Source organism: Mesorhizobium kowhaii, from assembly GCF_042431665.1.
Classification (GTDB): Bacteria; Pseudomonadota; Alphaproteobacteria; order Rhizobiales; family Rhizobiaceae; genus Mesorhizobium; species Mesorhizobium kowhaii.
This window is the reverse complement of the sequence record NZ_JBHLYT010000008.1, coordinates 77,074-99,512: the sequence shown is the minus strand read 5'-3', so window position 1 is coordinate 99,512 and position 22,439 is coordinate 77,074. Positions and strand designations below refer to the sequence as shown.

20 protein-coding genes are annotated in these 22,439 nt (G+C 63.7%); 9 read left to right on the top strand and 11 right to left on the bottom strand.

The features are described 5' to 3' along the window. Positions 1-313: 313 nt before the first annotated feature. On the bottom strand, positions 314-1,660 hold the full coding sequence (locus ACFFNA_RS10215) for a VpsF family polysaccharide biosynthesis protein (RefSeq protein ID WP_111543309.1): 1,347 nt from the start codon (positions 1,658-1,660) through the stop codon (positions 314-316). Between the two features lies 1 nt (position 1,661). After that, positions 1,662-3,770 (bottom strand): GumC family protein, encoded by a 2,109-nt coding sequence (locus tag ACFFNA_RS10210; RefSeq protein WP_378917882.1) that lies wholly within the window; start codon positions 3,768-3,770, stop codon positions 1,662-1,664. Positions 3,771-4,020: 250 nt separating this feature from the next. Here ACFFNA_RS10210 and ACFFNA_RS10205 point away from each other — a divergent pair, with 250 nt between their 5' ends. Together ACFFNA_RS10205 and ACFFNA_RS10200 are read left to right on the top strand one after the other, a co-directional pair. Further along, positions 4,021-5,544 carry a glucosamine inositolphosphorylceramide transferase family protein gene (locus ACFFNA_RS10205; protein ID WP_378917880.1) on the top strand — a complete coding sequence of 508 codons (1,524 nt, stop codon included), beginning with the start codon at positions 4,021-4,023 and terminating at the stop codon, positions 5,542-5,544. Between the two features lie 118 nt (positions 5,545-5,662). Then, on the top strand, positions 5,663-6,859 hold the full coding sequence (locus ACFFNA_RS10200) for an FAD-dependent oxidoreductase (protein WP_111543778.1): 1,197 nt from the start codon (positions 5,663-5,665) through the stop codon (positions 6,857-6,859). 18 nt (positions 6,860-6,877) lie between these two features. Here ACFFNA_RS10200 and ACFFNA_RS10195 read toward each other — a convergent pair whose 3' ends face one another. The 5 genes from ACFFNA_RS10195 to ACFFNA_RS10175 form a co-directional block, all read right to left on the bottom strand. Beyond that, positions 6,878-7,732, bottom strand: coding sequence for a sugar phosphate isomerase/epimerase family protein (locus ACFFNA_RS10195; protein ID WP_378917879.1), 855 nt, complete (start codon positions 7,730-7,732; stop codon positions 6,878-6,880). A 5-nt stretch (positions 7,733-7,737) separates the two neighbouring features. Then, on the bottom strand, positions 7,738-8,514 hold the full coding sequence (locus ACFFNA_RS10190) for an ATP-binding cassette domain-containing protein (protein ID WP_378917878.1): 777 nt from the start codon (positions 8,512-8,514) through the stop codon (positions 7,738-7,740). Beyond that, the gene (locus tag ACFFNA_RS10185) at positions 8,511-9,503 is read right to left on the bottom strand and encodes an ABC transporter permease (protein WP_378917877.1); all 993 of its coding nucleotides are present in this window, start codon (positions 9,501-9,503) and stop codon (positions 8,511-8,513) included. The genes ACFFNA_RS10190 and ACFFNA_RS10185 overlap by 4 nt, the downstream gene beginning before the upstream one ends. A gap of 135 nt (positions 9,504-9,638) precedes the next feature. After that, positions 9,639-10,628: a sugar ABC transporter substrate-binding protein gene (locus tag ACFFNA_RS10180; protein ID WP_378917875.1), complete on the bottom strand. Its 990-nt coding sequence runs from the start codon at positions 10,626-10,628 to the stop codon at positions 9,639-9,641. 77 nt (positions 10,629-10,705) lie between these two features. Continuing rightward, on the bottom strand, positions 10,706-11,785 hold the full coding sequence (locus ACFFNA_RS10175; RefSeq protein ID WP_111543302.1) for a LacI family DNA-binding transcriptional regulator: 1,080 nt from the start codon (positions 11,783-11,785) through the stop codon (positions 10,706-10,708). Positions 11,786-11,985: 200 nt separating this feature from the next. Here ACFFNA_RS10175 and ACFFNA_RS10170 point away from each other — a divergent pair, with 200 nt between their 5' ends. Continuing rightward, positions 11,986-13,017 (top strand): hydroxyacid dehydrogenase, encoded by a 1,032-nt coding sequence (locus ACFFNA_RS10170; protein WP_378917873.1) that lies wholly within the window; start codon positions 11,986-11,988, stop codon positions 13,015-13,017. A gap of 13 nt (positions 13,018-13,030) precedes the next feature. Here ACFFNA_RS10170 and ACFFNA_RS10165 read toward each other — a convergent pair whose 3' ends face one another. Next, positions 13,031-13,225, bottom strand: coding sequence for a hypothetical protein (locus tag ACFFNA_RS10165; protein WP_111543300.1), 195 nt, complete (start codon positions 13,223-13,225; stop codon positions 13,031-13,033). A 728-nt stretch (positions 13,226-13,953) separates the two neighbouring features. Then, positions 13,954-14,169, bottom strand: a complete 216-nt coding sequence (locus tag ACFFNA_RS10160) for a hypothetical protein (RefSeq protein WP_111543297.1) — start codon at positions 14,167-14,169, stop codon at positions 13,954-13,956. Positions 14,170-14,635: 466 nt separating this feature from the next. Here ACFFNA_RS10160 and ACFFNA_RS10155 point away from each other — a divergent pair, with 466 nt between their 5' ends. After that, the gene (locus ACFFNA_RS10155) at positions 14,636-15,379 is read left to right on the top strand and encodes a Crp/Fnr family transcriptional regulator (protein WP_378917871.1); all 744 of its coding nucleotides are present in this window, start codon (positions 14,636-14,638) and stop codon (positions 15,377-15,379) included. Here the strand turns inward: ACFFNA_RS10155 and ACFFNA_RS10150 are convergent, their stop codons facing one another. Then, on the bottom strand, positions 15,380-15,694 hold the full coding sequence (locus tag ACFFNA_RS10150) for a hypothetical protein (protein WP_378917869.1): 315 nt from the start codon (positions 15,692-15,694) through the stop codon (positions 15,380-15,382). Between the two features lie 232 nt (positions 15,695-15,926). On the opposite strand from ACFFNA_RS10150, the gene ACFFNA_RS10145 reads away from it, so the two are divergent. Beyond that, a complete protein-coding gene (locus tag ACFFNA_RS10145) occupies positions 15,927-16,667 on the top strand; it encodes a helix-turn-helix domain-containing protein (RefSeq protein WP_378917867.1) in 741 nt (246 codons plus the stop codon). Between the two features lie 24 nt (positions 16,668-16,691). Here ACFFNA_RS10145 and ACFFNA_RS10140 read toward each other — a convergent pair whose 3' ends face one another. Then, positions 16,692-17,363, bottom strand: coding sequence for a GntR family transcriptional regulator (locus ACFFNA_RS10140; RefSeq protein WP_378917866.1), 672 nt, complete (start codon positions 17,361-17,363; stop codon positions 16,692-16,694). A gap of 142 nt (positions 17,364-17,505) precedes the next feature. Here ACFFNA_RS10140 and ACFFNA_RS10135 point away from each other — a divergent pair, with 142 nt between their 5' ends. The 4 genes from ACFFNA_RS10135 to ACFFNA_RS10120 are packed head-to-tail and all read left to right on the top strand — an operon-like array spanning position 17,506 to position 22,412. After that, positions 17,506-18,093, top strand: coding sequence for an amino acid synthesis family protein (locus ACFFNA_RS10135; protein ID WP_378917864.1), 588 nt, complete (start codon positions 17,506-17,508; stop codon positions 18,091-18,093). Further along, on the top strand, positions 18,086-19,873 hold the full coding sequence (locus ACFFNA_RS10130; RefSeq protein WP_378917862.1) for an alpha/beta fold hydrolase: 1,788 nt from the start codon (positions 18,086-18,088) through the stop codon (positions 19,871-19,873). Before ACFFNA_RS10135 ends, ACFFNA_RS10130 begins: the two co-directional genes overlap by 8 nt. Positions 19,874-19,878: 5 nt before the next feature. Next, positions 19,879-20,937, top strand: a complete 1,059-nt coding sequence (locus ACFFNA_RS10125; RefSeq protein WP_111543292.1) for an LLM class flavin-dependent oxidoreductase — start codon at positions 19,879-19,881, stop codon at positions 20,935-20,937. Further along, positions 20,934-22,412 (top strand): aldehyde dehydrogenase, encoded by a 1,479-nt coding sequence (locus ACFFNA_RS10120; protein WP_378917861.1) that lies wholly within the window; start codon positions 20,934-20,936, stop codon positions 22,410-22,412. The genes ACFFNA_RS10125 and ACFFNA_RS10120 overlap by 4 nt, the downstream gene beginning before the upstream one ends. Positions 22,413-22,439 lie beyond the last annotated feature (27 nt).

Below are 22,439 nucleotides of genomic sequence, written 5' to 3'. Positions count from 1 at the left end.
CCAGTCGACTGGCCCATTGGCCCACGACTTGTCCTTGGGGCTGATGTCGAGGAAGGCCAGCAAGGAGTCACGTCCGTTTACAGGCGGCTAAGTTGGGTCACTAAGGTCGGCTTTCTGGCCAAGAAAGGCCTTAGGGCTTCTTGACGGCAAAAGTCCGACAAGGGTCAGCTCACGACGATGCTCGTACCGGCGTGAAGGTCGCTATTGAATATCCGAGGCCAGAAGCTGCCAGTCAGCTTTGGGCCCAATCCCGGCCATTGGCGGCAGCCAGTTTGATTGAGCTTTGTGAAACGGCTTTCCGTCCGCAATTGCGTTAAAAAGATATAGAGCGGTTCTGCGTTTCCGCGAAAGGACGAACCGCTTTTACCGGCCTGATCACCGAACGCGCCGGCCGGTAAAGGGCAAGGCACAGCACCGCGACCTTGGTGAGGAGCGTGGTCTTGGAGGAGATGCTTTCCGAGGTGTTGAGAAGAATGAGCCAGCCCACCACCGGCAGCCAGACGCCAGGATGGCAGCGGCGCGCCACCTCATGCATGAACAGCCCGAAGCTGGACATCATCAAAAGGGTGAAGAAGGCGCCCTGGTAGACCGTCATGCGGATGAAAGGGTTCTCGATACCCCATTCAAGGCCGTTGATCCGGCGCAGGCTCTCGACGAGATCGATACTCGGCCCGACAATCACATCGCGCAGTTCCAGATAGTTGAAGATCTCGAACATCTCGACGCGGGCATTGGCACTGCCTCCATCCGAAACGAAACGGCCAAGCAGCGCATCGAAAAAGCCCTGCGAGGCCAATACGGCGATGGCAACCGGCAGCAGCGCGGCCAGCATCATCGCCAGGGCAGCGCCGAGCAGGTTGACGCGTCCCGTGCGCAATTTGCGAAAGCCGTGGAAAAGCACATAGCAGCCGCCCAGCAGGATGGTCACCACCATCGCCGACCGGCCGCCGAACGCAACGAGTGCCGCGCATTGCAGACCGATCATCGCCAGCCGCAGCGGAGCCGGCAACGATCTTGAGCCGCTCAAAAGCGCAAGCACGTAGATCGACGTCATCGTGGCGTTGGAAAGCGGATGCCCCTGCAGCGCGCTCGAACGCAGATCGGTGGCAAACACCTCGCCATCGAAACGATAGGGAAACACCAGTGTCTTGGTGGCGAATTCGACAAGGGCGAGCAGCGCATTGACCGTCATGACCGCGTGAATGACGGTGCGCAGCCGCGCGAATGTCCATTCGTCATCTTCGCCGAGCAGGAGCACCAGCAGCCCGGAAGCCACGAAAGTGTCGATCATGCCGGCCATGCCTGGACGTTGCCTGACGATGACGACGACCAGGAGCACGACGGCGATGACGATCATCAGCGCGGTGGCCGGCCGCCTGTCGGCGACGTGGACGAGGTAGCCGACCGGATTGCCGAACGTGCACGAACGCCAGGCAAACAGCAGGATGATGAGATAGGTGGAGGGATGTATCTTGGTCGCCGCGCTGCCTGACAGGCCGTCGTAATTGTAGCCCAGCAGCCAGAGCATGCCGCCCGAGACGCTGAACAGCACTAGCACGGCTGCGATCAGTCCAAACTGGGTCACCACATCGACGGAGGTGCCGGCGCGGGGCGCGGCAGCGCCGAAATTCGAGGCGGTTCCGCTCCAGCCGGAGGCCATGTCAGGCCGCCTCGTCGACCAGCAAGGCGCCTGTCGGCACCCGCCCCATGACGGAAATCGCCTGCATCGTCGCCGTCACGTCACGCATCGGCGTGGCGTTCAACCTGGCGACGAGCACGATCTCGTCGACCATGGCGACAAGCGGCGAGGCATTCAGATTCTCGGCGAGCGCGCCGCCATCGACGACGACGAGTTCGAAACTCCGGCTCGCCTGGGCCAGCATATGCTGCGCGAAGTAGACGCCGTGCGCTTCCTGGAAGATCGCCTTCGGCCGGCCCCTGCCCAAAAGCGCGACGTTGCTGCCCGGGGCGTAACGGCTGACGGCTTCAAACGCATACTCGCCGCGCAACACATCGAGTATCCCGGGCTGCGGGTCCTTCTGGCCGTTGCTGGTGTTGGTATCGACGAACAGGACCCGGCTGCCCCTGGCCGCCGCGGCGTTGGCGATGAGCCGCGCGATCCTGTTGCGTTGCTGGCCATCTTCTGGCGGCGACGTCACGAGGATCGACGGCACCAGCGGCCAATCCGGCGGACGCCGGCCCGAATTGAACATGCGCCGGAGCGCGAGCCCCACGACGGCGTCCGTCTTCTGGCTGGACGCGACGGACGAACTCCCGGCGAAAGGCCACCAGCGCCTTCCCGCCTTCGCTCCCGCCGGCAGGATGCCAAGCACGGGGGCATCGATCGTGAATTGCATCTGGGCGCTGGAAAGCACTGTCGGCGAGGAGTACTCCGCAATCAGCGCCAGGCCGGTGCCCAGCCCCAATCCGCCAAACACAGCCCCAAACAAAAGCAGCCCCAGTGGCGGCCAGCTCTTTTTCTGGGCGGGCATGGCATCCGAAATGACGCGCGCGTTCGTGCTGTCGACGTTGACCTGCTCGCGCGTTTCCTGAGCCCGCTGCAGGTAGGTTGCGTAGACGGAACGGACCGCCTCGAGATCGCGCTGCAATTCGCGCAGCCGCACGGATGCCTGGTCGGTGTCGAGCGATTTGTTCTTGAGGCCGGCGACTTTCGTTTCCAGCGCCTGCTGGTTGGCAAGCGCCCGCTCGTAATCGGTCTCGGCGGCGGTCTGGATCCGGCCAAGTTCGCGCGCGATCAGCTGCCGCGTGTCACGCAGTTGCTGCTGCGCGGCGATCATCGAGGGATGGCGCGGTCCCAGTTCCGTGCCAAGCTGCGAGACCTGGTCGACAAGCGTAGCTTCCTGTGACCGCAGGCTCGAAATCACCGACGAGCGCATCGCTTCCGAGGTTGCGTCGGGTGTGCCGCTCTGCTTGCGCATCTGGTCGACCTGCGCCTTCAGCGTCGCGGTGCGGCTTTGCGCCGCCGAAAGCTGCGTGTTGAGCTCGGTCAGTTCCTGGTCGCTGACCAGATTGCCTGCTGCCATCACCATGTTGTTGGCGGACTTGTAGGCCTCGACAGCATTTTCGGCCTGCTGAACGCGCTTGCGCTGTTCGTCCAGCCGCGCGGTGATCGCCTTCGACGCATCGGTGGCGGATTGCGCGCGCGCGCTCGCCTGGTCGGCCAGATAGGCTTGTGCGATGGCGTTGGCCAGAAGTGCGGCCTTGTCGGCGCTCTTGGCGGTGACGATCACGTCGATGACCAGGACCTTGTCCGCCCGCTTCACCGCAAGGCGCCGGCGCAATGCATCGAGCGTTTCCACCGTCCTGTCGGTCGCGGCCGAACCCGAACCGAGGACGCGCGACAGCATGCCCTGCCCGTTGAATTCCGGATCCTCGGTCAGTTTGGTCGCCGCGATCGCCCGCAGCAGCACGCCCGTCGACTGGACGACGCTGACCTGGCTTTCAACCTGCGTGATGCCGCCATCGGGCGCCAGCCCGCTCGGATTGATATCGTTGGTGACCACTTGCAGGTCCTGCGGATCGATGATGATTTCCGCCACCGAGCTGTAGAGCGCGGGGGTGAGGAGGCCATAGAGCAGGGTTGCGAGCGTCAGCAGCACGGCGGTGCCGATGATCCAGAGGCGACGGCGCACCAAAATGCGCTTCAGATCGCCAAGCTCGACGGTCGAAGGTGCGTATGATCCCGCTGGTTCCACCGATCCTGCTTCCGGAAAGTATTGCTGAGGCACCATGGGCAGAGATGATAGCATAGCTGCCTCCTACAATACTCCATTTGCCTGCAAGACCAAATCGCGGGCATGAGCCTAGCTATTACTCCAATTGTTAAAACATTATTAATTATGTTCACAGCTCCGGTGAATTTTGGCACGGAGTTTGCTTAGAAGGAAACCGGAGTGTTGAGATTGCAAAACTGAGCAGGAGTCGGACATAGATGGGGCAACACTTCAACCGAGCCGGCCGCGTCGGCAATGACATGTGCCAAACCGTCGGGCGTTCGATATGCGGGTAAGCCTTCGCCTGGACAGCCAATGCGTCCGCGCTTTTCATGTCATGTTGCTTCAGCGCCTGGCCTCGCTTCCGGATGTGACGCTGTTCGTCGACGCCCGGCCGGCTGGCGGCGGCATCCCGCGCAGCGCCGCGGCCTTGTTCCAACTTGAAACAGCAATACATGGCTTGCCCCGCGATGGGCTGGCCAGGCAAGTGCCACTTTTAGAACTCGCTCCCTACCGCACGGAGCAGCTCTCACCCGACCTGGTGCTCGACCTCTGCGGTGACGTCAGGCTGGAGGGCACGCGAGTCTGGCGCGTCACCTACGATGGCGCCAGTGGAGAAGCGGCCTTGCTGGCCTTGATCCTCAACGGCCAGACGCCCCTTGCCCGGATCGAGGAAAACGGCGTTGCAATTGCCGCTGGTCGCCTGGGAACCGAGTATGGCGGCGTCGCGCTGGCTTCCTTCCAGGACATGCTGGCGCGCACGGCAAGCCTGATCGTCGCGGCGATGACAAATGCGGCAAAGACCGTGCCGGTGCTGCCCGAGCCGGCGCAGGCTGGTGCCCCGCCGCCAATGCCCTCGGCCGCCAAGCTTGGCGTCAGGGCGGGCAAGGCGCTGGCGCGGCGGATCGTCCAGAAGATCTACCATCTTTGCTACAACGCCCCGCACTGGAAGGTCGGCTGGCGAGAAACCAAGGGCCGGGATCTGTTCGACCTGCGCGCGCATCCGGCATCGGGCTGGAACGTGCTGCCGGACGATGGCAGCCGCTTCTACGCCGATCCGTTCCCGATCCTGCATCAGGGTCAGTTAACCCTGTTCGTCGAGGACTATATCCACCGGCTCGGCAAGGCCATCATCTCGGCTGTGCCGTTCGGTCCGGCCGGTCCGCTTGGCCGCCCTGAGCCGGTGCTCGAACTGCCCTATCATCTCTCCTACCCCTTCGTCTTCGAGCGCGACGGCGAGGTCTGGATGGTGCCGGAAAGCTGCGCCAACGGTACGATCGACCTCTACCGGGCGACCGCGTTCCCGGGTGGCTGGGTCAAGGAGGCGACGCTGCTGTCCGACGTCGTCGCCAGCGACGCCACTCTGGTCGAGCATGGCGGCGCCTGGTGGATGTTCGCCACCGTCCGGGACGGTGAGGGCACCATCCGGGATGGCGCAGGCGCCTTCTCCGACGCGCTTCATCTGTGGTCGGCACCCGATTTTCGCGGCCCCTGGACGCCGCATCCGAACAATCCCGTGCTGATCGACATCGCCTCGGCGCGCCCGGCCGGCCGCATGGTGAAACGAGGCGACCAATTGCTGCGCCCGGTGCAGGACTGTCGCAGGAGCTATGGCGCGGCTCTCGGCATTGCACGCATTTCTCACCTTGATTTGATCGGCATGGAGCAAGTCGTTGAGACGATCTTAAATCCAGGTGCGCTATGGGGTGGGCGCAAGCTTCACACCCTCAACGAGGCGGGTGGCTTCGAGTTCATCGACGGTTCGGCGATCGCACCGCGCTGGAAGCAGAGAGGAGGCGGCCGGTATTAACCTAAAGATTGGTTACTACCAGTCGCGCGCGCAGGTTGCTTGAGGTTGATTTGGGTCCGGGCGTATTTTCCACCACAGATTGCAGAGAGGAAAGATGACCAGCGGAAAGGGCAGTGAAATGAGTACCGCAGAAGCTGGCCCAGCCGAAGTCGACGTGGCGATCGTCGGCGCCGGACTGGCCGGCACCACCTTGGCAGCGGTGCTTGGCAAAGCCGGCCGCAAGGTGGCGTTGATCGATCCGCACCGCGTCCACCACCCCGAGTTTCGAGCCGAGAAGATCGGCAGGAAGCAGATGCAGCTGTTCGAAAGGCTGGGCCTCGATGCGACGGTTCTGCCTCTCGTCACCCCGATAGAAGAGGTGCACATCTTTCGCCTTGGGCAATTGTTCGCGCGCGAAACCAATCACGAATTTGGATTTTCCTATGGCGCGCTGATCAACGGCCTGCGCGACGCCCTGCCGCCGCAAGTTCCGTTGACGGTGGGCAAGGTCGCCGAGATCACCACCGGACCGGACAGGCAGCGGCTTGTGCTCGTCGACGGCGCCATCATCGACGCGCGTCTTGTGGTGGTGGCCACCGGCCACAGCGAAGCGGTGCGGCGCGCCATCGGCGTGAACCGCATGGAAGAATCCAAGGCGTTTTCGCTATCGATCGGCTTCGACCTCGCCATCTCGCCGCGTGACTGCGCCTATCGGTCCGTCACCTGCTACGGCAAACGGGCCGGGGATCGTATCGCCTATATCACCGTCTTTCCCATCGGCAACAAGATGCGGGCGAACATGTTCGTCTACCGGCAAGTGGCCGAGCCGTGGACGAGGGCGTTTCGTGAGGAACCGCAAAAGATGCTTTGCGAGCTGATGCCCGAGATATCAGCGCAATGCGGCAACTTCGAGGTCGCAGGTCCCGTCGAGGTCAGGCAGATCAATCTGACCACGACGCAAGGCCACCGCCGCGACGGAGTGGTCTTCGTCGGCGACGCCTTCTTGACGACGTGTCCAACGCCGGGCGTCGGCATCGAACGGGTGATGACCGATGTCGGTCAGCTCTGTTCGGTTCACATTCCGCGCTGGCTCGAAACACCAGGAATGGCGGCTGACAAGATCAGTGCTTTCTATGACGACCCGGTCAAGATCGCCGCCGATGAGAACGGCATGAGGTCCAGCATCTACTCCAAGGCGATCACCACCGGCACAGGGCTGGAATGGCGCATCCGCCGGCTTCGCAACAACACCGCGCGCCAACTGATGATCGTCGGCCGCAAGATACGGCATTTGGGACAGCGGCGGGCAACGGCTGTCGCCGGCGAAGTGTCATAGAACACCCGGCCGCCCGGGTCACCCCAGCGTCAATCCCGCCTTCCGCGCTTCCTCGCGCAGGAACGGCAGGCCGACGCCGATGACATCGTCGGGATTGTCGGCCACCGGCCGCCATACCGCCAGCCCACCGGCAATGTCGACATCGACATGGTTCATGCTTTCCAGCGTGATGGCGCCGGTGTAGCCGATGGCGGCGATCGCCTTCATGCAGGCCGCCCAGTTGAGCATGCCGCGCCCCGGCACGCCGCGATTGGCCTCGGAGACATGGACGTAGCCAAGGTAAGGTGCCGCGGCGCGGAAGCCGGCCTCGAAACTCTCCTCCTCGATATGCATGTGATAGGTGTCGAGATGGATGAAGATGTTGTCGGCGCCGACGCGCTCGATGATTCCTGCTGCATCGATGCCGCGATTGATCAGATGCGTCTCGTAGCGGTTGCAGGGCTCGATGCCGAGCTTCAGCCCATGCGCCTTGGCCGCCTTGGCGGCACGCGCGAGGAAGCGGCACATGCCGTCGATTTCCTCCGTGGTTGGCGCGCGTCCTGAAGTCTTGCCGATCGTGCCGTAGGTGACGCCGCCAAGCGCTTCACTGCCCACAGCCTCGCAGACGCTGAAGGCAGGTTCCAGGAAGGCCAGCGCCTCGTCCGGCCGCACCACCACGTCGAGCGACGCCGGCAGGCCGAGCGACGGGATGACATCGACGCCTTGCCGTTCGGCGAAGGCGCGCGTGCATTTGGTGTCGATCTCCTCGGGGCGCAGCAGCGGAATTTCCAGGAGGCCGATGCCGAGCTCCTTCAGCCGCTCCATCTGCGGCTCGATCAGGTCGAGATTCCAGACCGGGGCAATGGCGAAAGTGTGCAGTCCAAAAACATTCATCAGCTCTAGCCTCTCTGTTCATGCGCCGCCGCGGCGCTGGTGTCGCCGCCGCCGACGATGCGGCCGACGACTTCGTTCATGTTGGTTTTCGCGGTGACCAGATTGGCCTCGGCGCGGCCGTGGCGCAGCACCACGATGCGGTCGGTGACCGCCAGCACGTCGTTCAGCCGATGCGAGATCAGGATGACGGCGATGCCTTCCGACTTCAGCCTCCGGATGAGGTCGAGCACGCTCTGCACCTCGCGCACGGCGAGCGCCGCCGTCGGCTCGTCCATGATCACCAGCCTCGGGTTGAAGGTCAGCGCCCTCGCGATCGCCACCGTCTGCTGCTGGCCGCCCGAGAACGAGCCGACCGAGCGGTTGATCGACGGCAGATGCGCACCGAGCCGCTCGATCATCTTGCCCGCCTGGCGGTCCATCTCGGCCTTGTCGACAAAGCCCGGGAGAAAGCCGAACAGCTTCTTGGTCGGCTCGCGGCCGAGGAAGATGTTGGCGGCCACATCCTGCTGTTTGGCCAGCGACAGGTCCTGGTAGATCATCTCGATGCCGAGCTGGCGCCGCTGGCCGGGGTCGAGCGGCAGGATATCCTTGCCGCCGAGTTCGATCGAGCCGGTGTCGGCGCGATAGATGCCGGTGATGGTCTTCATCAGCGTCGACTTGCCGGCGCCATTGTCGCCGACGAGGCCGATCACTTCGCCCGCCTCGACACTGAGGTCGACGCCATGCAGCACGTCGACGGCGCCAAAGCTCTTGCGGATGCCTTGCAGGGTGAGAAGGGTCATACGCGTGACTCCTTCCTGACCTGATACTGGTCGATGAACACCGCCAGGATCAGCACCGCGCCGATCGCCATCTGCTGGTAATAGGATTGCACCGCCAGCAGCGTCAGCCCGTTCTGCAGCACGCCCATGATCAGCGCGCCGATCATGGTGCCGAGGATCGAGGCGCGGCCGCCGAACAGGTTGGTGCCGCCAATAATCGCCGCGGTGATCGCGGTCAGCTCGTAGTTGATGCCGGCGGTCGGGTCGCCGGCATTGACGCGGGCGGTGAACAGCAGGCCGGCAAGGCCGGCGAGCGCCCCCGACAGCGTGTAGATGATGCGGCGATGGTGTTCGACGCGGATGCCGGCAGCACGCGCCGCGCCCTCGCTGTCGCCGAGCGCCAGCGTGTGGCGGCCAAAGCGCGTATAGGCAAGCAGGCAGTGCGCCACGATGGCCGTCAGCACCAGCAGGATGACCGGCATCGGAATGCCGAACGGCCGGCCCTGGCCGATATAGACGATTTCAGGCGGCAGGCCGTAGATCGCCCTGCCCTGCGAGATGACCAGCGCCAGCCCGCGCGCCAGGCCGAGCATGCCGAGCGTGACGATGAAAGCCGGCACGAAGGCGCGCGTGACGAGCTGGCCGTTGATGTAGCCGGCAAGCCCGCCGGCGATGATGCAGGCTGAGACCGCGAACACCGACGGCCAGCCGAGATTGACCGCGACGAAAGCGCCGGCGACACCGGCCAGCCCCATCACCGAGCCGAGCGACAGGTCGAGCCCGCCCGAGCCGATGACGAAGGTGGCGGCGATCGCCAGCACGCCGATCGTCGATGTGGCCAGCAGAATGTTGAGGAAATTGCTGAGCGACAGGAAGTAGGGTGACAGCACCGCCATGACGGCGCTGAGTGCCACAAGCACCAGCAGCGATTCCAGCCTTATATGCAGCCGTTCGACGGATGCGCGCTGCACCTTGGCCCAGAAACCGGGCTGCGCCATGTCAGAAGCCATTTTTTGCACCTTTGAGAGAGGGCAGCAAGGCAGTAGGCAGTAGGGATTAGGCAGTAGTGAATAAGAGATCGATCTGAGCGGGACGAACCGCTGACTTTCCCCTACTGCCCTACTGCCTACTGCCTATTCCCTTCCTTACTTCACATATTCCAGCATCGGTTCCTTGCCGGCGTCGATCACGTCCTTGGTCAGCACCAGGGTCGGCACGGCGATGCTGTCCTCGACCTTGTCGCCGGCCAGTGCCTTCTTGACGTTTTCGACCGCCTGCTTGCCGACGAGGTAAGGCAGTTGCGCCACCGAGGCATTGAGCCGGCCATCCTTGATCGACTTGACCGCATCCGAATTGCCGTCGACGCCGATGATCGTCACCTGCGGGCCTTTGCCGGCGGCGTAGACGGATTCGACAGCACCCAGCGCCATGCCGTCATTGGCGCAGAAGATGGCGACGAGGTCGGGATGTGCCGTCAGCGTGTCGGTGGCGATCGAGGCCGCCTTGCCGCGATCCCAGTCACCCGGCAGCGAAGCGACGATCTCCAGCCCCGGCGCCAGTTCCTTGAGCTTGTCGGCAAAGCCCTTGGCGCGCTTCTCGCCGGTGATGTTGCCCGACAGGCCCTCGATCACCAGCACCGGCCCCTTGGCATCCTTGCCGAGCTTGGAGACGAGGTATTCCGCCCCTTGCGCACCGGCCGCACCATTGTCGGAACCGATATGGAAGGTCACCTTGATGCCTTCCTTGTCGAGCACCGCCTGGTCGAGATTGTTGTCGAGGTCGACGATCTTGACGCCGGCCTCCTGCGCCGCCTTCAGGCACGGCAACAGATTGGTCGAGTTGATCGCCGCGGTGATCATCGCCGCCGGCTTGCGCTCCAGCATGGTGTTGCACAGGTTGAGCTGCGGCTCCGCCGCCTGGTCGCTTTCGGCCGCCTGCTGGAAATACTTCACGCCGGCTTCCTTGGCGCCTGCTTCGACGCCCTGCGCCATCGCGCCCCAGAACGGATTGGCCAGCGTCTTCATCAGCACGCCGTATTCGGCGTCGTCGGCCTTGGCCACGGAGATGGCCGAGAACGCGATTGCCGCGCCCAAGGCCAAAGTAAATCGATTTATCTTCAGAACGAACGGTGTCATTTCATTTCTCCTCCGGTTGATGTCACGTGCCGCGAGCCGAGGCCAGGTGCAGCGCTACTGCCTGTCGACAATGGGGGCTATTGTCGGTTTCCTCCCCCGGAATGCGGGCCGTTGCCTGGCGAGCCAACGGATTCCCGCATCAAAACCTGGCAAGGCTCGAGCCGCGCTCTCGGCGGCCCCTCCCCACCTTCAATCCTGGCGAACAACGCCTCCATGGCGTGGCCGGCGATCTGGCGCACCGGCTGCACCACGGCGGCGATGGCCGGCCATGTCACCTGCATCCATTCGGCATCGTCGAAGCCGACCAGAGAAATGTCGTTGGGACAGTGCCAGCCGCGCCGGCGGAACTCGGACAGCGCCACCAGCGTGCCCTTGAGGAACAGCGAATAGACGGCCGTCGGGCGGTTGCCCCTGCTCCCACCCTCGCCTTGATCGAAGTAGTCGCGCAATTGCGCCCGCAGCGGTTCGACATCGCTTTCGGCAAGCACGACGTCGATGCGGACATCCGGCGCCAGCGCCAATGCGGTGCCACGGAAGCCGTCGAGGCGAGCGCGCACGGTCGCCGCCTGTTCGCCAAGGCCGACAACCAGGATGTGGCGGTGGCCCTTGCCGATCAGCTCGCGCGCCACCTCGGCACTTGCCGCCGCACTATCGGCCGACACGGTGTCGAAGGCGTCGTCAGACAGCACGCGGTCGATCAGCACGCCGGTCATGCCGTTGGCCTTCATGAATTCAGCCGCCGGGCCGTGCTCGTTGCGCACCGGCGCCAGCACCACGCCGGCCACCCGCCAGTCATGCATGCGTTCGAGGATTTCCTTTTCGCGCGCTTCGGATTCGCGGCTCGATGCGGCCACCAGCGTATAGCCGCGCTGCTCGGCCAGGCTTTCGAGCTGCGTGACCATCTGGCCGAAGAACTCGCTCTCGAACTCGGGCATGATGGCGCCGATGATGCGGCGCTTGGCCCGCCGCATGTCGGAGGCCAGCGGATCGACGCGATAGCCCAAAAGCTCGACGGCATCGAAGACGCGCTGCGCATTCTCGGGCTTCACCGTGGTGACGCCGGCCATGACCTTGGAGACGGTGGCGGCCGACACGCCGGCATGGCTTGCCACGTCGTGGATCGACGGACGCCGCTGCTGGGCCTGCCTATGCGCCATTGGTCCTCCTCCCGAGGCGCGAACGTCAGCATTTTTCGTCCGCTGCCAAATGAGTAAATCGATTTTTCGCAGTTGTAAATCGTTTAATCAGAGGTATTTTGTCTCCGTGCACGTCGCCCAAAAGTGTGCAGCGGTTTTGGGACAACGACATGCACAAACTAAAAAATGTGCGATGAGGATCGCGCCGGGAGGAATTGCCAATGTCAAACAACACCTTGCCGCTGGTGATCAGCGCGCCGGAACCGCGCACGCTTGACCTCATCTTCACGCCGCCGCAACTGCTGCGCCTGCGGAAAAAATACCGCATCGTCGAGACGACGCCCGATGGCGTGGCGAAGTTGCCGGCCGATGTGCTGGCTGAAGCCCGCTACATCGTCGGCCAGCCGCCGATCACGCCTGAAACGCTCGAGAAGATGAAGGCACTGCGCTGCGTCTTCAATGTCGAGACCAACCTGATCAACAACATGCCTTACGAGACGCTGTTTGAGCGCGGCATCCATGTCGTCACCACCGGCCTGGTCTTCGCCGAGCCGGTGGCCGAGCTTGGCCTGGCCATGGCGCTCAACCTCGCCCGCAACATCGTCGATGCCGACCTCGCCTTCCGCCACGGCGAGGAGCTGTGGGGCGGCGACGGCAACCAGACAGCCCGGCTGCTTTCGGGCGCCGATGTCGGCATCATCGGCTTCGGCGATCTCGGCCGCGCGCTGAACCGGCTGCTGTCGGGTTTCCGCACCCGCACAAAAGTCTTCGATCCCTGGCTGCCGCCGTCGATCCTGATCGACAACGGCGTCGAGCCGGCCTCACTCGACGAGGTGCTGTCGCAGAGCGACTTCGTCTTCGTCGTCGCCTCGGTGACCAACGAGAACCAGGGCTTTCTCGGCGCCGCTGCCTTCGCGACAATGCGCAAAGGGGCAGCCTTCATCCTGCTCAGCCGCGCCGGCGTCGTCGACTTCCCTGCACTGATGGCAGCGGTCAGGAGCGGCCACATCGTCGCCGCCAGCGACGTCTTCCCGGAAGAGCCGCTGGCGCAGGATCATCCGGTGCGGGCGCTTTCCGGCTTCCTGCGCTCGGCCCACCGTGCCGGCGCGCTCGACATCGCCTTCAAGCGCATGGGCGACATGGTGCTGGAGGACATGGACCTGATCGATCGCGGCCTGCCGCCGCTGCGCTCCAAGCGCGCCGAACGCGAGACGGTGTCGAGGATGCGTTCGAAGCCGGTGGACAAGAACTGACGGGTAGCAACGGCTACTTGCGCACGATCCAGTCGAGAATGTCCGGATCGATCTCGTCAAGCTCGGTCAATTCACGCGCCAGAAGCCGGGCGTGCATGCGCCATTCCCTTTCGGCGATGCGCTTTTCCACGACCGATTTTCTGAAGGCGCCGCGAAGAATCTCGCAGTCGAAAGCCGATATCCTGTCGCCTGAATAGTCATCTGCCATTTCAGTCACCGCATAGAGGGCGGGAGCACCTGAGTTGGCTACCAAACGTCCGTGTGCCGTAGGAGGCGGACGACCTGAGAAGCGTACGCTTTCGTACAGAAATAGCGAGTCAATTCGGGGGTTGGAACGTTGTCACTTCGCTATGGTCGTAGCTCCCAAGGGAGGACTACCGGTGTCAGACCAGCCCAGCGTTGTCGACACTCTCAGAGTTGTCAGGGGTTCCTGCGTCTTGCCCGCAAGGCTGTCATTGACGCGCGCCATATCGAGGCGGTGATTGAAATCGATACGCTATGCAAATCGCCCAGGTTGAAGCGGATAGACAGATTGCCGTCCTCGAACGAACCGCAGGTTTGTCAAAGATATAGTTGCGGCGCGCATTTCTGGTGGCGCAAAACCACGCTCGGCAGGTCGAGATTTCGAGCTGTTCCAGCACATCATATCAGGCAGTTTGTCACGGATCGCTTGCATTCATTGGCAGGAGCCCCAGGCGGAGCCGCTGCTCTTCGGCCCAGGCGTATCGTCAGCATTCATTGCTGCTTTTTCGATCTCCGGGCGACTGCTTCCAAAAAAGAGCGTGCGGCAGCGTCACAGGCCGTTCTGGATGGTCCGTTTGCGAACAGCAACACCTCCGCGGCCTTCTGCGACATGCCGTGCTTCTTTGCAAAGACCGCTGTGTCGTAAGGCTCGTTTTCAGTCCCGGGGGGTCGAGGAGGTGACCCGGACTTTGGTCATTGGCGAGTCCACCTGAAACTCTCAAGCAATTCGGTTTCATTGCTGCAGCCATTCTCGAAAAGCGAGAACACCGTGGCTGCGAGCTGCTGCACGTCCGGCTCCGGCGACTTCGGGTCCAGTTTGCGCTCGGAGCAGACCTGATCGAAGACGCGTTGGCACAGTTGCAGATCGGAAGGATAGAAGCCGGGATGGCGCTTGTTAAGGCTGGACATGAGAAGCCCCGCTCGGAGCAGCGACCCACTTGCCTGACGCTGTGGTTCGAAAAATGAAATCGAGCGCAGGACGAGTCAATATCCCGCTCCAACCGTAAAAATCGTACACTTCTCGCTGGCCGGAAGACCTGCGCGGGTCGTTGGCCACGCTTTCGAACGGTTCGCCGACCGACATAGAGCTTTGTCGTTAGCCGGCGGATTTTATCGACCGTCCTCGTGATCGGAAGCTCCCAAGGGATATGTCGGTTTTGTACCAAGAGGTGCTTGGTACGTTTCCGACACTAACGCTCTGGTCGATCTTTTCGTATGCGAAACGGACGTTGGGGGGACGCCGTGCATCGAATTCCATACTGTATTCCTAGGTTTCTTCGTTCAGAGCGCCTATATACAGGCCATCGTCGGCACGTTGTTACGGGCGCGGACGGCTGGGAGATCGGATGGCTCTTGCCCTGCAGTGGGCCGCGCCATGACTAATCCCGATAAAAAATCTGAACCCGACAAGAACCACCAATACCGAAATCAACTGTTGCGGCGCATGTCTGCGGATGATCTGGCGCTGCTCGAGCCGCATATGCGGCGTTGCGATCTGCCGCTGCGCATGATGCTGGCGACCCCCAATGTGCCGATCGAGGCCGTCTACTTCATCGAACAGGGCATTGGTTCGGTGGTCGCCAGGACGACGAGCGGCCACGAGGCCGAAGTGGGCTTCATCGGTTTCGAAGGCATGACCGGATCTTCCCTGGTGATGGGCGACGACCGTGCGGCGCACGCCTGCTTTGTGCAACTCGAAGGCCAAGCCATCCGCATCGAAGCCGGCCCTTTCAATGCAGTGCTAGAGGCAAGTGCGACCTTGCGACTGTTCCTGCTGCGCTTCGTCAATTCCCTGCAGACCCAGACCGGCTGCACCGCGCTCGTCAACGCACGGTTGAAGCTCGAGGAGCGGCTGGCGCGCTGGCTGCTCATGTGCGACGACCGGGTGCCCGGCGAAAGCCTCGCCATCACCCATGAATTCCTGGCCATCATGCTTGGTGTACGGCGGCCAGGCGTCACCGTTGAGCTCCAGCTGCTGGAAGGCCGTGCGCTGATCCGCTCGCGTCGCGGCGAGATCGTCATTCGCGACCGTGCCGGGTTGGAAGAACTCGCCAATGGCAGTTACGGCGAAGCCGAGGCCGAATATGTCAGGCTGATCGGCGAGTTCGGCGCGGCCTGATCAAGAGCGATCGCGCGGCGCCGCCGGCTTGCCCGATGGTGTCGCTTTGCCCGATGGTGTCACTTTGGACCGTGCCACACCGCCTTCAAAGGCATCCGTCGCGCTGTGCCGGCCAATCGGCCCATCTCTGCCAATTGGCAACCCGGCATGCTCCAGGCTTGCGAGCTTGCATTTCGCCTGTTCGGCCGCCGCTCCGACAAGGCAATCGATGGCGAACATGGCGCCGGCGTGGTCGCTCGCGGCGACCGCCTGGCGTATCTTGCTCAATTGCGTGTGCGTATAGTCCAGAAGCTCGACCAGGTCGGTATGATCCAAACCGCCCTCCATCATACGATGTCGAGTGGCCGATAGAGGTCGCTCTTGGCAATGGAATACGCCCATTTGCATGGCTTGCATAGCTAAACTGTCAAAAACGTACAGTCTGCGCACTGCCGGTTGCGGTATTGGCCGAAGGTCCCATTCGCGAAGTCATTCCGATGTGCGAGATTGCTGTAATATAAGCTACCGCTTGTATAAGTGGTCGTACATCAGTCGCGGGGGCGATGTTGTGCCAATTCGCGAGAACCTCGCAGCCAACCTCAGGCGGCTGATCCAACGCCACGCTTCCGTGAGTGCGGTGTGCCGTGAGGTTGGCATCAACCGCACCCAGTTCGAGCGCTATCTGCAAGGCCAGGCCATTCCGAACAAGGCCACCGCCAGGCTGATCTGCGAGTATTTCAAGATCGACGAGAACGAACTGTATCGCGAGCCCGCTGCCGCGGCGGCCAGCGACGGCCACGCATCGCTGCGCCAGACGCTTTACGAGAACATGGTGCGTCCCCCCTCGCCCGCCATCGCCAGTGGCACCTATTTCACCTATTTTTCGGTCCCCGGCCGCCCCGACCTTCTGATGCGCTCGGTCACCTTCGTGCGGCGTGAGGCCGAGCTGGTCACCTTCAGGCGAGCGACGCGCTGGGCTCCAGGCGACAGCCAGGGCGGAGCACGGGCGCCCGGCAACCATTATGGCGTGGTGATCTCGCGCCTGAACTGGATCTATTTCAGCGGCATCAACAGCCGCCAGACCGGCGAGCCGTCGATCATAGCCGTGCAATGGGCCCCCATCTCGGAACCGGTCCTAGTCGGCAGGGCCATCGTCCTGGCCGGACCGGGGCCAGCCTTCGTGTCGGTCATCATGCGGCAGGACGTCACCAGGATCAGCCTGAGACAGGCGATGCGCATGGCCCATATCGTCAGGCTCGACGATCCCGGCGTCGATAATCTGGTGGCCAGCCTCGCGCGCGAGGCTTGATGCACCGGCGGCGGGCGTTCGCGGTCAGCCAAGACGAAGCGTGTTGCGTGCGATCTGCCAGGCGGATTCGACGTGCTGCCGGGCCGCCGCCTCCGCCTCGTCCGGCTTGCGCGACCTGATGGCATCCATGATTTCGGTCATTTCGGCGATCGCCGGCTCGCGGCGGTTCTCCGACGCGATGGTCATCGAGCGCAGCTGGTTGATGCGGACATTCAGGCCCGTCACGATTTCCCAGGCAATGCGCTTGTCGGCCGCCTCGAACAGCGTTTCGTAAAACTTGGTCGTCGCCCGCATCACCTCGACCGGCGCGCCTGACGCCCACGCATCAAGCAGGTTCGTCAAGGCGGCATCGAGCGAAGCGATCTGCGCGTCGGTGGCCGATAGTGCGCAAGTCCGCGCCGCGATGCCCTCCAGCAGCGCCCGCAATTCGTAGATTTCGTCGGTACGGCCGAGATCCGGCTTGGCCACGGCAGGCCCATGGCCCGGTATCATCTGCACCAGGCCTTCCGCCTCCAGCTGCCGCAGAACCTCGCGCACGACGGAACGGCTCACCCCGAGCTGATCGCAAAGCGGCCGCTCGACCAGCCTTTCGCCGGGCTGGAAATGGAAGCCCATGATCGCCTCGCGCATGCGCTCCAGCGCCAGCGTCCTCAACGTCTTGGCAGAGCGGTCGATCCGCAGCGTATCGTCTGACATTTCTTCTCCGCCTTCCCTCGCGCCGTCACAAAACAGATTCCGAAGCCGATTGACAAGGTCCTTGGCGCTCCATAGCATGGTATACCATAAGACGATACAGTGATGACGGCGCCGCATGGCGCCATCGCGACCGAGGACTTTCATGAAACCGGCCATTCGAAAGACCGTCACCTACATCGAGAACACGCTTATCGAGGGCGGCAAGGCGGCGCCGAAACCGTTGCGCCTGATCGGCGTTGCCGCGGTGTTGACGAACCCCTGGGCCGGCCGCGGTTTCACCGAAGACCTGTCGCCGGAGATCCGCGCCTTTGCTCCCGTCCTCGGCGAATTGCTGACCCGCGAGATCATTGCCGTCGCCGGCTCGGGCGAGGCGATAGAAGGCTATGGCAAGGCTGCGATCTGCGGCACTTCGGGCGAGATCGAGCACGCATCGGCGCTGATCCATACGCTGCACTTCGGCAATCACTATCGTCGCGCAGTGGGCGCCAAGACCTATCTCGCCTTCACCAACCTGCGCGGCGGGCCGAACACGCCGATCATGATACCGCTGATGGACAAGAACGACGAGGGCCGCCGCTCCCACTATCTGACCGTGCATTTCCAGATCGGCGACGCGCCCGCGCCCGACGAGCTGGTGGTGGCGCTTGGCGCTTCGATCGGCGGCCGCCCGCACCACCGTATCGGCGACCGCTATCAGGACCTCAAGGAGGTCGGAGATCTGCATGGCTGATATCGCCGCCTCCGCATGGGTCCGCAACACGGCTCCGGACGGCACCGGCTTCATCCGCGCCGGCTCCGGCGCGCCGGTTCTGCTCATTCACGGCGTCGGCATGAACGCGACGATCTGGCAGGGTCAGATCGCCTCGATGAAAGACCGCCACGACCTGATCGCTATCGACATGCTCGGCCACGGCGTTTCGCCTCTGCCACCGGAGAATGCCACGCTGTCGGATTTCGCCGATCAGGCGGTGCGCCTGCTCGACCATCTCGGCCTCGCTTCGGTATCGATCGTCGGCCATTCGATGGGCGCGCTGGTCGCCTTGGAAATCGCCCTTCGCGCGCCTTCGCGCGTCCACTCCATCGTTTGCCTCAACGCCGTCTTCCGCCGCCCCCCGGCCCTGGCGCGGGCCGTGCGCGAACGCGCGGCCGCGCTCGGCGCGCATGGCGATGCTGCGGCCGTCGCGGCAACGCTTGCCCGCTGGTTCGGCGACCCGCTGCCGGCCAGCCTTGCCGGGGCGGCCGCCACAGCACGCACCGCCCTTGAAGGCGTCGACGCGCAAGGCTACGCACGCACCTATCGCCTCTTTGCCCGTGCCGATGCCGACCATGCCGACGCGCTGGCGGGGCTCGCCGCACCAGCCCTGTTCATGACCGGCTCGCAGGACAGCAATTCGACCCCGGCCATGTCTGCGGCCATGGCGCGGCTTGCGCCGCACGGCCAATGCCTGGTGCTCAGCGGAGAAAGGCACATGATGGCAATAGCCTCCCCCGAAAAGGTGACCCAACACATCAGCGCCTTTCTCGACGCCGGGGAAGCCGAGAAGCCACAGGCCGATGCCGCGTTCGACAGCGGCGAATTCCGGCGCGCACTCGGCTCCTTCCTGACGGGCGTCACCATCGTCACCACGATCGGGGCTGAAGGCGAACCGCGCGGCTTCACCGCCAACTCCTTCACCTCGGTCTCGCTCGAACCGCCGCTGGTGCTTGTCTGCATCGCCAAGAAGGCGCTGGGACACAGCGCCTTCTCGACATCGAAAGGCTTCGCCATCAACATCTTGTCGGAGAGCCAGAAGGCCCACTCCGGCATCTTTGCCTCCAAGGCCGCCGACAAGTTCGCAGCCGTGGCCTGGCAACCGGGCCAGACCGGCAATCCCCTGATCGACGGTTCGGTTGCGGTGTTCGATTGCGCCATGCAGCAGCTGGTCGATGCCGGCGATCATTCGATCCTCATCGGCCGCGTCCGCGATTTCAGCCACAACGGAGCCCAGCCTCTCGGCTATTGCAGGGGCACCTATGTGACGCCCGGCCTCAGCCAGGAAGCGCTGGCGGCAGCGCCCCCCGATACGGAAGTCGGCGCCATTCTGGAGAACGAGGGCCGTGTGCTGTTCTTCGAAACGGCCGATGGGTTTCATGAATTGCCGGCCGGGCGCGGACTGGGCACGCCGAAAGATGCGCGCAGCCTCAAGGGCCGCCTTGCCGCCAGGGCCATCGACGCCCAGCTCGGCTTCCTGTTCGCGGTGTGGGACGATGCCGCCGCCCCCTCGCACACGCATGTCTACTATCGCGGAACGGTCGATGGCCCCTATTCCGACGATCGCCATGTGCGGCTCGTCGACATCGAGCAGATCGCCGATCTCAGGATCGCCGACCCGGCGGTGCGGTCGATGCTTGCCCGCTATGCTCGCGAACGCATGGAAGATGCATTCGGCGTTTATGTCGGCAACGAGGTCGAAGGCGAAGTCCGGCCGCTCGCCAAGCCCTCGCCAGTTCTTCTTTCCGGTCGCGGGTGAAGCCTATGAAATTTTCGCTTTTCGTCCACATGGAGCGATCGGACCTGGCAAAGCCGCATTCCGAGCTTGTTGGCGAGCTGGAAGAACTGGTTGTGCAGGCCGAAGAGGCAGGGTTCGAGACCGCCTGGATCGGCGAGCATCACGGGATGGAATTCACCATCTCGCCCAACCCGTTCATCAACATCGCCTGGCTCGCCGCCAAGACCAGGCGGATCCGGCTCGGCACCGGAACCATCGTCGCGCCGTTCTGGCATCCGATCAAGCTTGCCGGCGAAGCGGCGATGGCCGACGTCATCACCGGCGGTCGTCTCGACATCGGCATTGCGCGCGGCGCCTATGCTTACGAATACGAGCGGCTTTTCCCGGGCCTCGAGGCCTGGGGCGCCGGCCAGCGCATGCGCGAGATGGTGCCGGCGATCCGCGGCCTGTGGGATGGCGATTTCGAACTCGCCGGCGAGTTCTGGTCGTTCCCTTCGACCACCTCGTCGCCCAAGCCGCTGCAAAAGCCTTATCCGCCGATCTGGGTGGCCGCGCGCGACCCCAACTCGCACGACTTCGCGGTTTCCAACGCTTGCAACGTCCAGGTGACGCCGCTGGCCTCTGGCGATGGCGAAGTGACCAGCCTGATGGAGCGCTTCAACACCGCTTGTGGTGCCCACCCCGACATAGCACGGCCCGAAATCATGCTCCTGATGCATACATTTGTCGCCGAGGACGCGGCCGATGCCGACCGCCTCGCGCAGGACCTGTCGCAGTTCTACTGCCAGTTCGGCGCCTGGTTCCAGAACAAGAAGCCGGTGCGCCAGGGCATATTGGAAACGCTGACCGATGCCGAGATCGCGGCCATGCCGCAATATGCGCCCGACAAGATCAGGCAGAACCTCGTCATCGGCGAAGCCGACGAGGTGATCGCCAGGCTGAAGGCTTACGAGGCGCTCGGCTACGACCAGTATTCGATCTGGATCGACAGCGGCCTTTCCCACCAGCGCAAGAAGAAGTCGCTGCAGCTCTTCATCGACAGGGTCATGCCGGCCTTCTCCGAGCCGAAAGCGGGATCGCGATGAGCACCGTCGAATTCAGGAACTACATAGATGGCAGCTTCGTCGAAGCGGCGGCGACCTTCGACAGCATCGACCCGTCGACCGGCACGGCATGGGCCAGGATGCCCGCTGCATCGTCTGATGACGTCGACCGCGCCGTTGAAGCCGCTCACCGGGCGCTGCGCTCCGGCCGGTGGGCAGCAATGACGGCAACGGCGCGCGGCAAGCTTCTGGTGCGGCTCGGCGATCTCGTGGTCGCCAATGCCGATCGGCTGGCCGAACTCGAGACGCGCGACACCGGCAAGATCATCCGCGAGACCCGCGCCCAGATCGCCTATGTTGGCGACTACTATCGCTATTATGGCGGGCTGGCCGACAAGCACGAAGGCTCGTTTGTCCCCATCGACAAAGCGGACATGGAGGTGACGATCCGGCCCGAGCCGATCGGCGTCGTCGCGGCGGTCGTGCCGTGGAATTCGCAACTCTTCCTGTCCGCCGTCAAGCTCGGGCCGGCGCTGGCGGCCGGCTGCACCGTCGTCCTCAAGGCATCGGAAGACGGCCCCGCCCCGCTGCTGGCCTTCGCCGAACTCGTCCATGAGGCCGGCTTTCCCGCTGGCACCGTGAACATCCTGACCGGCTTCGGCCATGATTGCGGGCACCGCCTGACCAGCCATCCGCTCATCGCCCGTGTCGCCTTCACCGGTGGTCCGGCAACCGCCCGGCAGATCGTCAGGAACACGGCGGAAAATCTTGCCTACACGACGCTCGAGCTCGGCGGCAAAAGCCCGGTCGTGGTGTTTGCCGATGCCGACCTGGACAGCGCCGCCAACGCGGTCGTCGCCGGCATCTTCGCCGCCACCGGCCAGAGCTGCGTCGCCGGCTCGCGCCTGCTGGTCGAGCGTTCGGTGAAGGACGAATTCCTCGCCCGGCTCAAGCACAAGGCCGAGGCGATCCGGATCGGCGACCCGCAAGATCCCGCAACCGAAATGGGACCGCTGGCCACGTCGCGGCAGCGCGAATGGATTGAGAAGGTCGTTGCGGCAAGCCTTGCCGCAGGTGGACGGCTGGTCACCGGCGGCGAAAGGCCCGCCGGTCACGCCGGCGGCCTCTATTACGCGCCGACGATCATCGATGCCAATGACAACACCGGCTTGCCCTGCGTGCGCGAGGAGCTGTTCGGTCCCGTGCTCAGCGTCATCGCTTTCGACGCGGAAGGCGAAGCCCTGGCGCTTGCCAACGACACGCCGTTCGGCCTGGCGTCCGGCGTGTTCACCACCAATCTCGCAAAAGCCCATCGCATGGCGCGCGGTATCCATGCCGGCGTGGTCTGGATCAACACCTATCGCGCCGTCTCGCCGCTGGTTCCGTTTGGCGGCTATGGCCAGTCGGGCCTCGGCCGCGAAGGTGGCCTCGATGCGATCCGCGACTACACGCGTTCGAAGTCGGTGTGGATACGCATCTCGGACGACCCGATTCCCGATCCTTTTGTCATGCGGTAGCCGCCGCGGACGGGGATTCGCGATCAA

Bases quoted from the DNA above. Each gene is read 5' to 3' on its own strand.
- ACFFNA_RS10125 (WP_111543292.1), top strand. From the start codon at position 19,879: ATGAAATTTTCGCTTTTCGTCCACATGGAGCGATCGGACCTGGCAAAG.
- ACFFNA_RS10180 (WP_378917875.1), bottom strand. From the start codon at position 10,628: ATGACACCGTTCGTTCTGAAGATAAATCGATTTACTTTGGCCTTGGGC.
- ACFFNA_RS10135 (WP_378917864.1), top strand. From the start codon at position 17,506: ATGAAACCGGCCATTCGAAAGACCGTCACCTACATCGAGAACACGCTT.
- ACFFNA_RS10190 (WP_378917878.1), bottom strand. From the start codon at position 8,514: ATGACCCTTCTCACCCTGCAAGGCATCCGCAAGAGCTTTGGCGCCGTC.
- ACFFNA_RS10205 (WP_378917880.1), top strand. From the start codon at position 4,021: ATGCGGGTAAGCCTTCGCCTGGACAGCCAATGCGTCCGCGCTTTTCAT.
- ACFFNA_RS10120 (WP_378917861.1), top strand. From the start codon at position 20,934: ATGAGCACCGTCGAATTCAGGAACTACATAGATGGCAGCTTCGTCGAA.
- ACFFNA_RS10185 (WP_378917877.1), bottom strand. From the start codon at position 9,503: ATGGCTTCTGACATGGCGCAGCCCGGTTTCTGGGCCAAGGTGCAGCGC.
- ACFFNA_RS10195 (WP_378917879.1), bottom strand. From the start codon at position 7,732: ATGAATGTTTTTGGACTGCACACTTTCGCCATTGCCCCGGTCTGGAAT.
- ACFFNA_RS10170 (WP_378917873.1), top strand. From the start codon at position 11,986: ATGTCAAACAACACCTTGCCGCTGGTGATCAGCGCGCCGGAACCGCGC.
- ACFFNA_RS10210 (WP_378917882.1), bottom strand. From the start codon at position 3,770: ATGCTATCATCTCTGCCCATGGTGCCTCAGCAATACTTTCCGGAAGCA.
- ACFFNA_RS10155 (WP_378917871.1), top strand. From the start codon at position 14,636: ATGACTAATCCCGATAAAAAATCTGAACCCGACAAGAACCACCAATAC.
- ACFFNA_RS10160 (WP_111543297.1), bottom strand. From the start codon at position 14,169: ATGTCCAGCCTTAACAAGCGCCATCCCGGCTTCTATCCTTCCGATCTG.
- ACFFNA_RS10175 (WP_111543302.1), bottom strand. From the start codon at position 11,785: ATGGCGCATAGGCAGGCCCAGCAGCGGCGTCCGTCGATCCACGACGTG.
- ACFFNA_RS10200 (WP_111543778.1), top strand. From the start codon at position 5,663: ATGAGTACCGCAGAAGCTGGCCCAGCCGAAGTCGACGTGGCGATCGTC.
- ACFFNA_RS10165 (WP_111543300.1), bottom strand. From the start codon at position 13,225: ATGGCAGATGACTATTCAGGCGACAGGATATCGGCTTTCGACTGCGAG.
- ACFFNA_RS10140 (WP_378917866.1), bottom strand. From the start codon at position 17,363: ATGTCAGACGATACGCTGCGGATCGACCGCTCTGCCAAGACGTTGAGG.
- ACFFNA_RS10130 (WP_378917862.1), top strand. From the start codon at position 18,086: ATGGCTGATATCGCCGCCTCCGCATGGGTCCGCAACACGGCTCCGGAC.
- ACFFNA_RS10215 (WP_111543309.1), bottom strand. From the start codon at position 1,660: ATGGCCTCCGGCTGGAGCGGAACCGCCTCGAATTTCGGCGCTGCCGCG.